Source organism: Streptomyces sp. NPDC058955 (assembly GCF_042741435.1).
In the GTDB taxonomy this organism is placed as follows: domain Bacteria; phylum Actinomycetota; class Actinomycetes; order Streptomycetales; family Streptomycetaceae; genus Streptomyces.
Map to the genome: position 1 here is coordinate 1 of NZ_JBHYKM010000095.1, position 14,234 is coordinate 14,234.

Sequence of the window (14,234 nt, forward strand, 5' to 3'; positions counted from 1 at the left end):
GTTTTTTTTTTGTTTTTTTGCTTCTCTTTGGGGTTTGGGTTTATAAAAACACCAAACCAAACAAAAACACCCCCCCCCCCCCCCCCCCCCCCCCCCCCCGCTTTCGGCATGCCGCCGGGGGCGGCGAGCTGCGGTGATGCCCCTCAGTTCTTCCGTGCCACCACCAGTCGGCAGTTCGGGCTGCCGTCCGGGCGGGTGCCGAAGTCGGGGAGGGGGTGGTGGGTGACCTCGAAGCCGGTCTGTTGCAGGTGGGTGCGGACGTCCTGCAGGCGGAAGGTGCGGTAGTACATGACGAACGGGGGGCGCCAGAGCGTGTTGCGGAGGCGCATCGCCGCGTCGAAGGCCCAGAGGGTCCAGTAGGCGCGGGAGCCGACCGGGGGTGGGGCCGGGAGGGGGAAGGCGAAGGTGCCGCCGGGGCGGAGGGCGGCGTGGACCTGGGCGAAGAGGGTGCGCTGGGCGTCGGGGAGGAAGTGGCCGAAGGCGCCGAAGCTGACCGCCAGGTCGAAGGCGGGGGCGAAGGGGAGGGCCAGGGCGTCGGCGCGGACCAGGGTCGCGGCGGGGTGCCGGCGGCGGGCCTCGGCCAGCATGTTCGCACTGAAGTCGACGCCGGCGACGCGGCCCGCGCAGACCGAGCGGAGGACGGGGAGGCCCGCGCCGGTGCCGCAGCAGACGTCCAGGCCCGACTCGAAGGGGCCCAGCTCCTCCAGGGCGCCGGCCACCGCCGTGAGGATCCGGTCCGGGGTGCGGAAGGGGGTCGCGTCGAACTTGGGCGCCAGGAGGTCGTAGCCGTGCTCGACCGAGGACAGCGCCTGTCGGGTCAGTTCGCGGAGGGTCGGGCCCTGCGGGGTGAACATGGCACCGACTCTACGCAGCCGGGCGCCCGGACCGTCACAGGGCGCTGCGCACCTGCGGGGCGGGCCACGCCGGGGCGATCCCGGTGAGCTGGCAGACCAGCAGGTAGAGGGGGATCGGCGGGGTGTAGGGCGAGGTGCCGTCCGGGTGGTGGATCAGGCGCGGGCCGCGGTCGGGGATCTCGGAGCCGGGGGCGTAGCAGGCGGGCAGCGGCCAGACCAGGTCGAGGTCGGAGCCGGCCGGGACGAGCCACCACCACCAGTCGGTGTCGGCGTACACGCAGCCCTTGGCGGGCAGCCGGGAAAGGATCTTGAAGCCGAAGCGGGCGGGGACGCCGACGGCGTCGCAGCCGAGGCCGGTGTTCAGGCCGGTGGGGACCGCGAGGCGGGTGGCGGTCACGGAGGGGCGGCGGCCGGGGCCGTTCTCGGGGGAGCGGCGGGCGCGCGGGACCAGCAGGGTCGCCATGGACTTCAGCATGGCTCCCCCAGGACGAGGGGCAGCTCCGCCCAGACGATCTGGGCCGTGCCGTGGCCGGTGCGCTCGGCGCCCCAGGCCGCGCAGAGCGCGTCGACGATGAGGAGGCCGCGGCCGCGCTCGTCCGCGCCGCAGTCGCGTATCCGGGGGCCGGCGGGACCGCCCTCGTCCCGTACGGCGATGCGGAGGGCTTCGGCGCCCTCGCGGACCTCGCAGACGATCCGGCTGCTCGCGGTGTGCAGGACCGCGTTGGTGACGAGTTCCGAGACGACCAGGGCGGCCGTGTCGCGTATCTCGGGTCCGCAGCCCCAGAGGGTCAGCCGTTCCTCGGTGAGATGGCGGGCGCGGCTCACGGACTCGGTGCGGGCCGGCAGCTCGAAGGCCATGCGGCGCAGGGGCGCGCGCCGGAGGGTGTCCCGGTCGTGGGGATCGCGGTACCGGGTGTCGTGGGCGGCGGGATCGTGGCGGGTCTGCGGGCGCTGGGCCATGACTCGGGGGCTCATGAGACCTGAGGGCTGCGCGTTACCAGAGGCCACGACCGGTTCCTCACAACAGTGGGCAGGGCTGCCGTACGTCGCTGTCGCCGGGGCCCTGGGGCGCACCGGCGGCAGTCCGTACTGGTTCACCGGAACACTGTCCTCCTGACTCGGACACTTGGCAAGTGGCACTCTGAAAATTGCAGAGTGCTGTGTTCTCTCTGGCCCGGTCTCGTGGCACACTCATCGAAACAGCGCGTCGGGGAGGTCTGAGAGTGAGCGAGCCGCGGTCCGCCCCCACGGTGGGGCAGGTCGTCCTCGGCCGGCGTCTGCAGGATCTGCGCGAGCGCGCGGGTCTGAAGCGGGAGGAGGCGGCGAAGGTCCTCCACGTCGCCCCGGCCACCGTCCGCCGCATGGAGACCGCCGAGGTCGCGCTGAAGATCCCGTACGTCCAGCTGCTGCTGAAGACCTACGGGATCCCCGACGCCGAGGCGGAGGCGTTCGTCGCCCTCGCCGAGGAGGCCAACCTGCCCGGCTGGTGGCAGCGGTTCCACGACGTGCTGCCCGGCTGGTTCTCCATGTACGTCAGCCTGGAGGGGGCCGCGAGCCTCATCCGGTCCTACGAGCCCCAGTTCGTCCCCGGTCTGTTCCAGACCGAGGACTACGCCCGCGCCATTCTGCGCAGCGGAGCGGTCGGCGGCGGCGGCGACGCCGCCCGCGAAGAGGACATCGAACGGCATGTGGCCCTGCGCATGGAGCGCCAGTCCCTGCTGAGCAGGGAGGACGCCCCCAGGTTCTGGGTGATCATGGACGAGACGGTGTTCCGCCGGCCGGTCGGCGACGGGCCCGAGGTGATGCGCGACCAGCTCGACCGGCTGCTCGAAGCGTCCGAGCTGCCGAACGTCACCCTGCAGATCGCGGAGTTCGCGTCCGGCCACCACCCCGGCACGTACGGTCCCTTCGTCCTCTTCCGCTTCGCCATGCCCGAACTCCCGGACATGGTCTACAGCGAGTACCTGACCGGCGCCGTCTACCTCGACGCGCGCCCCGAGGTGGCGTCCCACCTGGAGGTCATGGACCGTATGGCGGCGCAGGCCGCGACTGCACAACGCACGAAGGAGATCCTCCGGGGTCTCCGCAAGGAGCTGTGAATGGATCGCATATACAACGGCATGCCCGCCGCGGAGCTCGGTGCCGAGGGATGGCACAAGCCCTGGAGCGGCGGGAACGGGGGCAACTGCGTGGAGGCCATGAAGCTGGCCGACGGCAGGGTCGCCGTGCGACAGTCCGCAGACCCTGAAGGACCCGCTCTCATCTACACCCACGGGGAGATCGCCGCGTTCATCGCGGGGGCCAAATCCGGTCAGGCTGACTTCCTGCTCACCTGACCCTTCCGCACCACGCCTACCGTCACGTAACTCTTGTAGCAGCGCCACCCGTTCGTCCCGACCAGGAGAGCCGACGATGACCCAGGACCCCGCATCCGCCCGCAGCGAGATCCGGATCGACACCAGCAAGCCGCACCCGGCGCGGATGTACGACTGGTTCCTGGGCGGCAAGGACAACTACCCCGTCGACGAGGAGATGGCCCGCCAGCTCCTCACCGTCGACGCCCGCGGCCGGGACATGGCCCGGGTCAACCGCGCCTTCATGCACCGCGCCATCCGCTGGCTCAGCGCCCACGGCGTGCGCCAGTACCTGGACGTCGGCACCGGGATCCCGACCGAGCCCAACCTGCACCAGATCGCGCAGGAGGCCGCGCCGGAGTCCCGGATCGTCTACTGCGACAACGACCCGATCGTGCTCGCGCACGCGGCCGCCCTGCTGCGCTCGACCCCCGAGGGGGCCACCGAGTACATCCAGGCGGACGCCCGCGACCCCGAGACCATCCTCGAAAGGGCCGGAAAGGTCCTTGACTTCGACAAGCCGATCGCGCTGTCGATGCTGGCGCTGCTCCACTTCCTGGGGGACGAGGACGGCGCCCACGACATCGTCGCCAAGCTCGTCGACCAGCTCGCCCCGGGCAGCTACCTCGTCCTCTCCCACGTCACCGGGGACTTCGACCCCGAGGGCGCGGCGAAGGCCGTCGGCATGTACAAGGCGCGCGGTCTGACCCTGCGGCCCCGCTCGCGCGACGAGCTCGCCGCCTTCTTCGACGGCCTGGAGTTCGTCGAGCCCGGCGTCTCCCTGACCGCCGAGTGGCACCCCGAGCTGGGCGAGCCGGTGCCGGTGCAGGGCGACGACCCGATCCCGGGCTGGGCCGCCGTGGCCCGCAAGCCCTGACCGCACACCGCACGTCCGCACGGGCCCGGGGAGTCCCTCCCCGGGCCCGGCGCGCGTCACGCCCGCAGGTACGCGAGCCCCGGGTGCGCGGCCGTGTAGCCGTCGAGCAGCCGGCGGGCCACCGCCACCGAGTCCACCAGCGGGTGCAGCGCGAACGCCTTCACCGCGTCCGCCCGCGCCCCGCTCGCCGCCGCCGCCAGCACCTCCCGCTCGACCGCCTTCACCGCCGACACCAGCCCCATGGCGTGGTACGGCAGCGGGTCCACCGCCACCGGACGGGCGCCGTTCGCGTCCACCAGGCACGGCACCTCGACCACCGCGTCCGCGTCGAGCCCCGGCAGCGTCCGCCCGTTGCGCACGTTCAGGATCAGCGTGGCCCGCTCGCCGCGCGCGATCGCCCGCATCAGCGCCAGCGCCACCTTCTCGTAGCCGCCCGACTCCAGGTCCTCCTCCGCCCGGTCGCCGGCCCCGGCCGCCTCCCGGTTGTGCGCCATGTAGGTCGCCTCCCGGTCGGCGAGCGTGCGGTGCCAGGCGTCCAGGGCGCGGGTCTCCGGCTTGCCGGCCGCCGCGTAGAAACCGGCCTGCTGGTCCAGGAGATAGGCGCCCCGGGTCTTCTCCGCGCCCCGGTAGGAGGCGACGGCCTCCCGGTTGAAGTAGTAGTAGTGCAGGTACTCGTTGGGCACCGCGCCCAGCGACCGCAGCCACTCGGTGCCGAAGAGCCTGCCCTCCTCGAAGGAGCCCAGCAGCGCCTCGTCCGCGAGGAGCCGGGGCAGCTCGTCCCGCCCGTCCACCCGCAGCCCGCGCAGCCACCCCAGGTGGTTGAGGCCCACGTAGTCGATCCACACCCGGTCCGGATCGGCGCCGAGGACCCGCGCCACCCGGCGGCCGAGGCCGACGGGGGAGTCGCAGATGCCGACGACCCGGTCGCCCAGGACCCGGGACATCGCCTCCGTCACCAGCCCCGCCGGGTTGGTGAAGTTGATGACCCAGGCGTCCGGGGCGAGCGCCGCGATCCGGCGGGCGATCGCGACGGCGACCGGCACGGTCCGCAGGCCGTACGCGATCCCGCCCGCGCCCACCGTCTCCTGGCCCAGCACCCCCTCGGCCAACGCCACCCGCTCGTCGGCCGCCCGGCCCTCCAGGCCGCCGACCCGGATCGCCGAGAAGACGAAGTCCGCGCCGCGCAGCGCCTCGTCGAGATCGGTGGTGGCCGTGACGGCGGGCGCGTCCGGCACCCCCTCGGCCTGCTCGGCCAGCACCCGCGCGATGGCCGTCAGCCGGTCCCCGTCGAGATCGTGCAGGGTGACGTGGGTGATCCGCCCCTCGGCGTGGTCGCCGAGCAGCGCGCCGTACACCAGCGGCACCCGGAACCCGCCGCCTCCGAGAATCGTCAGTCGCATGCTCCGTACGCTACTCGGACACCCCCGCCGGACGGCCCGAACCGGCCCCGGCGTCCACGCCGCCGTCCGCATCCCGGGCGGCGGGGCCCCGTCCCGGGCGGCGGGACTGGGGGAGAATGACGGCATGTCCCGACGCAAGACCCGGCCCCGTCCGTCCGCGCCCGCCCCGGCGGTCACCGCCGACACGCCCTGCCCCTGCGGCCTCGACGCCCGCTACGGCGCCTGCTGCGGCCGCTTCCACAGCGGTACGGCGGGCACCGCGCCCACCGCCGAACTCCTGATGCGCTCCCGCTACAGCGCCTTCGTCGTCGGCGACGTGCCCTATCTGCTGCGCACCTGGGCCCCGGAGACCCGGCCCGGCACCCTCGACCTGGACCCCGGCATGCGCTGGAAGGGCCTGGAGATCCTGGGCACGACCGACGGCACCGCCTTCCACCGGAGCGGCACGGTGACCTTCCGGGCCCGGTACGCGCACGGCGGCGAGGCCGGTGCGCTGCACGAGCGCAGCCGCTTCACCCGCCACGACGGTGCCTGGGTGTACGTCGACGGGGACTTCCTCGACGACTGACCGGCCCGCCGGCGCCTACCAGACCAGGACGCCGCCGTTCACCTCGCGGGCGCGGTGGGCGGCGGCGACGATGTTGTCGAAGCGGGCGGTGACGTACTCCAGGGTGTAGCCGCTGTGCTCGGCGAGGGCGGGCAGGTGCGGGCGGACCGTCGCGCACTCGGCCAGGAACTCCCCGAGCTCCTCGGGCTGGACGCGCAGGTCGTAGCCGTCGAGGAGCGGGAAGAACCGCGCGCCGAGGGCACGCATCGCGGGGGATCCCCACAGCGTGGTGCGGCTCCGCTCGAAGCCCGCCAGATCGCGGCCGTTCGGCGGGTCCTTCAGCAGTCGTTCGGTCCCGTCGGGGTCGACGACGAAGGTGTGGACGAGAAGGCTCATGGGCCCGATCCTCACCGGTCCCGGACCCCTTCGGCCAGCGGTTTTCGGCCCGGACGTCAGCCCCCCCGAAGCGACCGTCACCCCCGTGTCAGCCCCGCGAGGCGACCGCCGCCCCCTCGCGTCAGCTGCGAGCGGCGACCGCCGCCCGGTCGTCCGCGCGGTCGGCCGGGATGCCGGTGGAGAGGTCCTCCGCCACGGCCTTCTTCGCGATGGCGTCGCAGGCGGCGCGGAGATCGGGGCCGCTGGGGCGGCCGCGTTCCTGCTCCAGGCGGGAGGAGAGCCAGTCGCCCCAGGCGCGGGTGATGACCTCGGCCTCGCGGGCGCCGGCCGCCGTGTGCGAGAGGAGGTTGCCGTCCCGGGTGAGGAAGCCCTCGTCGACCATCCGGTCGAAGGCCGGGAGGAGGACCTCCGGCGGCAGCCGCCGGCTCGCCGCGATCAGCCCGAGGCTCGCGTGCCCGACCGTCCGCGTGTACAGCTCCACCTGCATGACCGCCCAGGCGCCGGCCGTGTCGAGGCGGGTGTCGGAACTCGCCACGATCCGGCGGGCGGTGTCCATGTCCATCCGGCGCAGCAGCCGTCCGACGGAGAGTTCCAGGAGCTTCGCCGAGTCGCCGCTGCCGGTGGGGGAGGCGAAGCCCTCGCCCATGTCGGGGGCGGCCTCCCGGACCGTGTCGCGCAGCTTCACCTGCTTGAGGAAGAGGGCGACGACGAAGCCGACGACGGCGACCGGCACGGTCCACAGGAAGACGGTGTGCAGGGTGTCGGCGTAGGCCCGGACGATCGGTTCGGCGATCCCGCCGGGCAGGGCGTGCAGCCCCTGCGGGCTCTGCGCGGCCCGTGCGACGGTCTGCGGGTCGATGCCGACGGGCCCGGCGAGGACGGACGCCTCGGCGACGCCGGTGGTGAGGTTGGGCTTGAGGGCGTTGGTGTAGATCGTGCCGAAGACGGCGGTGCCGAAGGAGCTGCCCAGGGTGCGGAAGAAGGTGACGCCGGAGGTGGCGGTGCCCAGGTCGGCGTAGTCGACGGTGTTCTGCACGGCGATGGTGAGCACCTGCATGCAGAGGCCGATGCCGGCGCCGAGCACGAACATGTACAGCGATTCCAGCCAGGTGTCGGTGTTCTGGTCCATCAGCGACAGCAGATAGAGCCCGAGGCCCATCACGGCGCAGCCGATGATGGGGAAGATCCGGTAGCGCCCGGTCTTGCTGACCACGTTGCCGCTGTAGATCGAGGCGATGAGCAGGCCGATGACCATCGGCAGCGTCCGGATGCCGGAGACCGTCGCCGAATCCCCGTCCACGTACTGCAGATAGGTCGGCAGGAAGGTCATCGCGCCGAGCATCGCGAAGCCGACGACGAAGCTCAGCACCGAGCAGACGGTGAAGACGGGGTTGCGGAACAGCCGCATGGGCAGCATGGGTTCGGCCGCCCGGGCCTCCACCCAGCAGAACAGGCCGAGGGCGACCAGGCCGCCGACGAAGAGCCCGATGATGACGCCGGAGCCCCAGGCGTACTCGTTCCCGCCCCAACTGGTCGCGAGGATCAGGGCGCTGGAGCCGACCGCGACCAGCGCGATGCCGAGGTAGTCGATGACCGGCCGGCTCGCCGAGCGGACCGAGGGGATCGTCCGGGCGGCGGCGATGACCACGAGGATGGCGATCGGCACGTTCACGTAGAACGCCCAGCGCCAGCTGGCGTGGTCGGTGAACAGGCCGCCGAGCAGCGGCCCGATGACCGTCGAGACGCCGAACACGGCGCCGATCGCGCCCTGGTACTTGCCGCGTTCGCGCAGCGGGATCACATCGGCGATCAGCGCCATCGAGGTGACCATGAGACCGCCGGCGCCGACGCCCTGGAGACCGCGCCAGACGATGAGCAGCGTCATGTTGGTGGCGAGGCCGCAGAGGAAGGAGCCGGTGATGAAGACGACCGCCGAGATCTGGAAGATCACCTTGCGGCCGAAGAGGTCGCCGAACTTGCCGACCAGGACCGTCGCCACGGTCTCCGCGAGGAGGTAGGAGGTGACGACCCACGACATGTGGGCCGCGCCCCCGAGGTCCGCGACGATCGTGGGCAGGGCGGTGCCCACGATGGTCTGGTCGAGCGCGGCCAGGAGCACGCCGAGCATGATCGTGCCGAACACGATGTTGCGGCGGCGGCCGTCGAGCACGGGCGGTGCGGGCGCGGCCGGGGGCGCGGGTGCTGCGTCGCTGGTCGTGGTCACCCTCGCAGCGTCACACCGGGCCGCCGGGGCTGCGCGCGGGGTGCCGCCGAACGGGCGACGCCGTCAGGGGCGTACCGGCAGGGTCGGGTGGTGCTTGGCCAGGATCTTGTTGGCGCGGGCGAGAGCGGCGAGCGCGTGCTCGCGGTCGGCCCGGTCCTCCGCGCAGAGCGGTCCGCGGAAGCGGTAGACCTCGCGCGCCGCGCAGTCCGCCTCGATCTCCGCCTGGAGGACGTGCGCGGGCAGACAGGAGCCGATGAGGGCGGCCACGCGGTCGGGGATCGGGACGGGGACGAGGGGGGAGGGCGAGGCGATCACGGGTCAGTCCTAGCGGGTGGTGGGGGCGGACGGGAAGGGCTCTCACCTCCATACGTACCGGATGGCGGGAGCGGTTCCGGTACGGCTCCGGCGCCGGTGTGCGACGGGGGCGCCCGGCCCGCCCGCGGTGCGCGGGCGCACCCGCCGGGCACCCCGGGGTCCGGGTGATCGCGGGCGCGGGCGTTCCCGCAGGTACGGGGCACGGCGCCGGCCGGGCTTTCCGCACGGACCCTGCGCATCGGGGGCGCCGGCGGCCGGCGGCGGGGCCGCGCGGGCGCGGCGCAAGCCCTCGGACGGCGCTCGCGGTGTGAAGGAAATCACGTGGCGCCGAGGCGTCCCGCCCGGGACGATCGTCAGCTCAGCACGTCCGACAGGTCGTACGAGACGGGCTCGTCGAGCTGCCCGTAGCCGCAGGACTCCGGGGTGCGGTCCGGGCGCCAGCGCTTGAACTGCGCGGTGTGCCGGAAGCGGTCGCCCTCCATGTGGTCGTAGCCGACCTCGCAGACCCGCTCCGGCCGCAGCGCCACCCACGACAGGTCCTTCTTCCCCGACCAGCGGCTGGGCGCGCCCGGCAGCCTGGCCCCCTCGTGCGCGGCCTCCTCGGCCCAGGCGGCCCACGGGTGCCCGTCCGGCGGGTCCATCCGCAGCGGTTCCAGCTCCTCGACCAGCTCGGCCCGGCGCCGCGCGGTGAAGGCGGCGCAGACGCCGACGTGCTGGAGGGCGCCCCGGTCGTCGTAGAGGCCGAGGAGGAGCGAGCCGACGACGGGGCCGCTCTTGTGGAAGCGGTAGCCGGCCACGACGACGTCGGCGGTCCGCTCGTGCTTGATCTTGTACATCAGCCGGGCGTCCGGCCGGTAGGGCAGGTCGAGCGGCTTGGCGATCACGCCGTCGAGCCCGGCCCCCTCGTACTGCTCGAACCAGCGCGCGGCCAGCTCGGGGTCCCGGGTGGCGGGGGCGAGGTGGAGCGGGGCGGTGGTGCCGTCGAGCATCCGCTCCAGGGCCTCGCGGCGCTCGGCGAGCGGGGTGTCGAGGAGGGCGTCGTCGCCGAGGGCGAGCAGGTCGAAGGCGACGAAGCGGGCCGGGGTGGTCTCGGCGAGCGTCCGGACCCGGGAGTCCGCCGGGTGGATCCGCTCGCTCAGCCGGTCGAAGTCGAGCCGCCCGCCGTGCTCGACGACGATCTCGCCGTCCACCACGCAGCGCTCCGGCAGTCGCTCCCGCAGCGCCTCGACGAGTTCGGGGAAGTACCGGGTGAGGGGCTTGCCGGTGCGGCTGCCGATGACCAGCTCGGGTCCGTCGCGGTGGACGATCGCCCGGAAGCCGTCCCACTTGGCCTCGTACTGCATCCCGGGCGGAATCTTCTTCACGGCCTTGGCGAGCATGGGCTTCACGGGCGGCATCACCGGCAGATCCATGGGTCGATTGTCCGGTATGCGCCATGTGTCGGCGAGCCCTAGGGTGGCGCCCATGGCAGGCAAGACGGCAGCGGTGGAGGTGGAGGCCGGCGGGCGCACCGTCCGCGTCTCCAACCCGGACAAGATCTACTTCCCGGAGCCCGGCTACACCAAGCTCGACATGGTGCGCTACTACCTCGCCGTCGGCGAGGGCATCACCCGCGCCCTGCGGGACCGGCCCACCACCCTGGAGCGCTACCCCGACGGGGTGACGGGGGAGTCCTTCTTCCAGAAGCGGGCCCCCAAGTACCTCCCCGACTGGATCCCCACCGCGCACATCACCTTCCCCAGCGGCCGGTCCGCCGACGAACTCTGCCCCACCGAGCCGGCCGCCGTGCTCTGGGCCGCCAACCTGGGCGCCGTCACCTTCCACCCCTGGCCGGTGCGGCGCGGGGACACCGACCATCCGGACGAGCTCCGCCTCGACCTCGACCCGCAGCCCGGCACGGACTACTCCGACGCGGTCCGCGCCGCCCACGAGCTGCGGGCCGTCCTCGGCGAGTACGGGCTGCGCGGCTGGCCCAAGACCTCCGGCGGGCGCGGTCTGCACGTCTTCGTCCCGATCCGCCCCGACTGGACCTTCGTCCAGGTCCGGCGGGCGGCCATCGCCGCCGGACGGGAGCTGGAGCGGCGGATGCCGGACCGGGTCACCATGAAGTGGTGGAAGGAGGAGCGCGGCGAGCGGATCTTCGTCGACTACAACCAGACGGCCCGCGACCGCACGATCGCCTCCGCCTACTCGGTCCGCCCGAAGCCGCACGCCCCCGTCTCCGCCCCGCTGCGCTGGGACGAGATCGACGACGCGGTGCCGGAGGACTTCGACATCCGCACCATGCCGGCCCGGTACGCCGAGCTGGGCGACGTGCACGCGGACATGGACGACGAGCGCTTCGACCTGGAGCCGCTGCTCGAACTGGCCCGGCGCGACGAGGCCGAGCACGACCTCGGGGACCTGCCCTATCCGCCCGAGTACCCGAAGATGCCCGGCGAGCCGAAACGGGTCCAGCCGAGCCGGGCGAAGAAGTCCGCGGAGACGGGTCGGGACGCGCCCGACGAGCCGCATTGATCGGACGTTGACGGTGTGTTTAGCGCCCCGCGTCAGGGTGGAGCCATGCAGACCGACACCGACGTCCTGACCTTCCCGGCCCCCCGCCCCGCCGCCGACCTCGCCTGGCGCGAGGACGCGCTGTGCGCCCAGGCCGGACCCGAGTTCTTCTTCCCGGCCCCCGGCTCCTCGACCCGCGAGGCCAAGCAGCTCTGCGGCGCCTGCGAGGGGCGCGTCGCCTGCCTGGAGTACGCGCTCGCGCACGACGAGCGGTTCGGGGTGTGGGGCGGGCTCTCCGAGAAGGAGCGGCTCAGGCTGCGGCGCACGCAGCGCTCCTGAACCGCTCCCAGGGAGTGCGCGGGGCTCAGCCCGCGGCGCGCGCGGCCATCCGGGCCTTGCGGGCGGCGAGCTTCGCGTCGAACTTCGTGGCCTCCGAGTCGAGGCCGTTCATGAACAGGCCCAGCTCCTCCTGGGCGCGCAGCCCGTCGGGGCCGAGGCCGGTGATGTCCAGGACCTTCAGGTGGCGGAGCACCGGCTCCAGGACGTCGTCGTGGTGGATGCGCATGTTGTAGATCTCGCCGATCGCCATCTGGGCGGCGGCCCGCTCGAAGCCGGGGATGCCGTGGCCGGGCATCCGGAAGTTGACCACCACGTCGCGGACGGCCTGCATGGAGAGGTCGGGGGCGATCTCGAGCGCGGCCTTGAGCAGGTTGCGGTAGAAGATCATGTGCAGGTTCTCGTCGAGCGCGATGCGGGCGAGCATCCGGTCGCAGACGGGGTCGCCGGACTGGTGGCCGGTGTTGCGGTGCGAGATACGGGTGGCGAGCTCCTGGAAGGCCACGTACGCCACCGAGTGCAGCATCGAGTGGCGGTTGTCCGACTCGAAGCCCTCGCTCATGTGCGACATCCGGAACTGCTCCAGCTTGTCCGGGTCGACGGCGCGGGAGGCGAGCAGGTAGTCGCGCATGACGATGCCGTGCCGGCCCTCCTCCGCGGTCCAGCGGTGCACCCAGGTGCCCCAGGCGCCGTCGCGGCCGAAGAGGCTGGCGATCTCGTGGTGGTAGCTCGGCAGGTTGTCCTCGGTGAGGAGGTTGACCACGAGCGCGATCTTCCCTATGTCCGTGACCTTGGACTGGGCCGGGTCCCACGCCTCGCCGTCCTCGAAGAAGCCCGGGAAGTTCCGGCCGTCCGACCACGGCACGTACTCGTGCGGCATCCAGTCCTTGACGACCTTCAGGTGCCGGTTGAGCTCCTTCTCCACCACCTCTTCCAGCGCGTACAGCAAGCGCGCGTCGGTCCACCCTGCCGAGCTGCCGAGGTGGGGAGAGGTGAGCGTCACGGGGACTCCTGGGGACGGAGAGGAGAGCGGAAAGAACTACCTACGGCTTCGTAGGTTACGACTCCGTAGGTTAAGGCCCCGTAAGGCGGCGACCAAGCCCCGTATCAATGTTGTCCGGTTACGTTCCGTTATGTGCGCAGCTCGGGCCCGGCAAAAGAGATGCAGGTCACGTCGGGGCCGGTCACCCGTGAACAACTGATCGGCTACTCAGAGCAGATGGTCGGCGGCGCCGGACTTCACCGCGGAGATCAGCGCGCGCAGCGCCTCGACGGAGTCGCTGACGTACTCGCCGGGGGCCAGGGTCGAGCCGATGTAGGCCCGGCCGGCGTCGTCGAGGCCGAAGCGGAAGCAGTTCGCCCCCTCGCTGCAGAAGGCGTCGCCCCAGGCGATCGCGCCGGCCGGGACGGACGGGATGGCGGAGGGGGCGGACGTCGTGACGTTCATGGTGTCGGGCATGGTGCGGGTCCTTCACAGGTCCTGGGCTATCGAGCGGATGAACGCGCGGGAGTCGGCGGTGGACAGGGCGAGTCCGCGCAGCCGTTCCAGCAGGCCCCGGTACCGGCGCAGCTTCATGTCGGCGTCGAGGAGGATCGAGCCGTGCGAGGAGTCGAGCTGGACGGTGTCGAGTTGCGGCACGGGCGCGGACACATAGCTGAACGACTGTCCCGCTCCGGGGAAACCCCCGGCGGCGAACGGGATGACCCGCACGGTGACGGTGGCCCGCTCCGACTGCTCCAGGATGTGCTCCAGCTGCGCCCGGGCGACCTTCGGGCCGCCGAACTGCATGCGCAGCGCCGCCTCGTGGATCACGGCCTCGTACGGCACCGGCCGGTCCAGGGTCTGCTGGCGGCGCAGCCGCAGGGCGAGCCGGGCCTCCAGGTCCGGTCCCGGCAGCGGCGGCACGGCGGTGTCGAAGACCGCCCGCGCCTGTTCCTCGGTCTGCAGCAGGCCGGGCACGTGGGTGGTCACCGCGGTCGCCAACTCGGCCGCGTGATACTCCAGTTCGGCGATGTCCAGGAGGGCGGGCGGGAGCAGTCCGCGGTGCTCCTCCCACCAGCCGCGGTCCCGCTCCTGGGCCATGGCGGCGAGCAGGTCCACCAGGGCGGTGTCGGGGCAGCCGTAGTTGAAGGCCAGGGTGCGCACCCGCTCGGGGCTGATGCCGAAGCGGCCGGACTCGACGTTCGGGATGCGGGTGCGGTCGACGCCCAGGAGGGCGGCGGCCTGCTGGGCCGACATCCCCGACTGTTCGCGCAGCTTGCGCAGTTCGGCGCCGAGCCGCTGCTGGCGTGCGGTGGGGCTGCTCCTGGGTGGCACGTCGATCTCCCTCGTCCTGCCGGGCGGCCCCCTGCCGCCCGTTCCCGCGCCGCCGTTCGCCCGTTGTCCGGAAACGACGCCACTACCCGCAAGTAGTAGCACCGTGCTCCGCTTCTGC

At 72.6% G+C, this 14,234-nt stretch carries 17 protein-coding genes; 6 read left to right on the forward strand and 11 right to left on the reverse strand.

Translation table 11 applies throughout. From position 1 onward, the window contains the following. Positions 1-143 precede the first annotated feature (143 nt). From ACFW1I_RS28595 to ACFW1I_RS28605, 3 genes are read right to left on the reverse strand one after another with little or no spacing between them, the layout of a single operon-like run. Positions 144-854 carry a class I SAM-dependent methyltransferase gene (locus tag ACFW1I_RS28595; protein WP_384675267.1) on the reverse strand — a complete coding sequence of 237 codons (711 nt, stop codon included), beginning with the start codon at positions 852-854 and terminating at the stop codon, positions 144-146. A 34-nt stretch (positions 855-888) separates the two neighbouring features. Beyond that, a complete protein-coding gene (locus ACFW1I_RS28600) occupies positions 889-1,329 on the reverse strand; it encodes a hypothetical protein (RefSeq protein ID WP_384675269.1) in 441 nt (146 codons plus the stop codon). After that, positions 1,323-1,829, reverse strand: coding sequence for an ATP-binding protein (locus ACFW1I_RS28605; protein WP_384675271.1), 507 nt, complete (start codon positions 1,827-1,829; stop codon positions 1,323-1,325). Before ACFW1I_RS28605 ends, ACFW1I_RS28600 begins: the two co-directional genes overlap by 7 nt. Positions 1,830-2,077: 248 nt before the next feature. Here ACFW1I_RS28605 and ACFW1I_RS28610 point away from each other — a divergent pair, with 248 nt between their 5' ends. From ACFW1I_RS28610 to ACFW1I_RS28620, 3 genes are all read left to right on the forward strand, one after another. Further along, positions 2,078-2,953: a helix-turn-helix domain-containing protein gene (locus tag ACFW1I_RS28610; protein WP_384675273.1), complete on the forward strand. Its 876-nt coding sequence runs from the start codon at positions 2,078-2,080 to the stop codon at positions 2,951-2,953. Further along, on the forward strand, positions 2,954-3,190 hold the full coding sequence (locus ACFW1I_RS28615; protein ID WP_030495614.1) for a DUF397 domain-containing protein: 237 nt from the start codon (positions 2,954-2,956) through the stop codon (positions 3,188-3,190). Between the two features lie 76 nt (positions 3,191-3,266). Beyond that, positions 3,267-4,085, forward strand: coding sequence for an SAM-dependent methyltransferase (locus tag ACFW1I_RS28620; protein WP_384675276.1), 819 nt, complete (start codon positions 3,267-3,269; stop codon positions 4,083-4,085). 56 nt (positions 4,086-4,141) lie between these two features. On the opposite strand, the gene ACFW1I_RS28625 is transcribed toward ACFW1I_RS28620, so the two are convergent. Then, positions 4,142-5,485 carry a 6-phospho-beta-glucosidase gene (locus tag ACFW1I_RS28625; protein WP_384675278.1) on the reverse strand — a complete coding sequence of 448 codons (1,344 nt, stop codon included), beginning with the start codon at positions 5,483-5,485 and terminating at the stop codon, positions 4,142-4,144. 124 nt (positions 5,486-5,609) lie between these two features. Here ACFW1I_RS28625 and ACFW1I_RS28630 point away from each other — a divergent pair, with 124 nt between their 5' ends. Beyond that, positions 5,610-6,053: a YchJ family protein gene (locus tag ACFW1I_RS28630; protein ID WP_384675280.1), complete on the forward strand. Its 444-nt coding sequence runs from the start codon at positions 5,610-5,612 to the stop codon at positions 6,051-6,053. A gap of 15 nt (positions 6,054-6,068) precedes the next feature. Here the strand turns inward: ACFW1I_RS28630 and ACFW1I_RS28635 are convergent, their stop codons facing one another. The 4 genes from ACFW1I_RS28635 to ACFW1I_RS28650 all read right to left on the reverse strand — a co-directional run bounded on the left by ACFW1I_RS28635 (position 6,069) and on the right by ACFW1I_RS28650 (position 10,379). Continuing rightward, the gene (locus ACFW1I_RS28635; RefSeq protein ID WP_384675282.1) at positions 6,069-6,428 is read right to left on the reverse strand and encodes a hypothetical protein; all 360 of its coding nucleotides are present in this window, start codon (positions 6,426-6,428) and stop codon (positions 6,069-6,071) included. 121 nt (positions 6,429-6,549) lie between these two features. Beyond that, positions 6,550-8,652 carry an MDR family MFS transporter gene (locus tag ACFW1I_RS28640; protein WP_384675284.1) on the reverse strand — a complete coding sequence of 701 codons (2,103 nt, stop codon included), beginning with the start codon at positions 8,650-8,652 and terminating at the stop codon, positions 6,550-6,552. A gap of 63 nt (positions 8,653-8,715) precedes the next feature. Beyond that, a complete protein-coding gene (locus tag ACFW1I_RS28645; RefSeq protein ID WP_373307825.1) occupies positions 8,716-8,964 on the reverse strand; it encodes a hypothetical protein in 249 nt (82 codons plus the stop codon). A gap of 356 nt (positions 8,965-9,320) precedes the next feature. Further along, the gene (locus tag ACFW1I_RS28650) at positions 9,321-10,379 is read right to left on the reverse strand and encodes an ATP-dependent DNA ligase (protein ID WP_384675286.1); all 1,059 of its coding nucleotides are present in this window, start codon (positions 10,377-10,379) and stop codon (positions 9,321-9,323) included. Positions 10,380-10,431: 52 nt separating this feature from the next. Here ACFW1I_RS28650 and ligD point away from each other — a divergent pair, with 52 nt between their 5' ends. After that, complete coding sequence (gene ligD, locus ACFW1I_RS28655; RefSeq protein WP_384675288.1) at positions 10,432-11,484, forward strand: non-homologous end-joining DNA ligase; 1,053 nt, start codon at positions 10,432-10,434, stop codon at positions 11,482-11,484. 45 nt (positions 11,485-11,529) lie between these two features. Beyond that, positions 11,530-11,802, forward strand: a complete 273-nt coding sequence (locus ACFW1I_RS28660; RefSeq protein WP_319013263.1) for a WhiB family transcriptional regulator — start codon at positions 11,530-11,532, stop codon at positions 11,800-11,802. 25 nt (positions 11,803-11,827) lie between these two features. Here the strand turns inward: ACFW1I_RS28660 and ACFW1I_RS28665 are convergent, their stop codons facing one another. The 3 genes from ACFW1I_RS28665 to ACFW1I_RS28675 form a co-directional block, all read right to left on the reverse strand. Continuing rightward, positions 11,828-12,802, reverse strand: a complete 975-nt coding sequence (locus tag ACFW1I_RS28665) for an acyl-ACP desaturase (RefSeq protein ID WP_384675291.1) — start codon at positions 12,800-12,802, stop codon at positions 11,828-11,830. Positions 12,803-13,009: 207 nt separating this feature from the next. Next, on the reverse strand, positions 13,010-13,258 hold the full coding sequence (locus ACFW1I_RS28670; RefSeq protein WP_384675293.1) for a hypothetical protein: 249 nt from the start codon (positions 13,256-13,258) through the stop codon (positions 13,010-13,012). A gap of 12 nt (positions 13,259-13,270) precedes the next feature. Next, positions 13,271-14,116, reverse strand: coding sequence for a helix-turn-helix domain-containing protein (locus ACFW1I_RS28675; RefSeq protein WP_384675295.1), 846 nt, complete (start codon positions 14,114-14,116; stop codon positions 13,271-13,273). Positions 14,117-14,234: the final 118 nt, after the last annotated feature.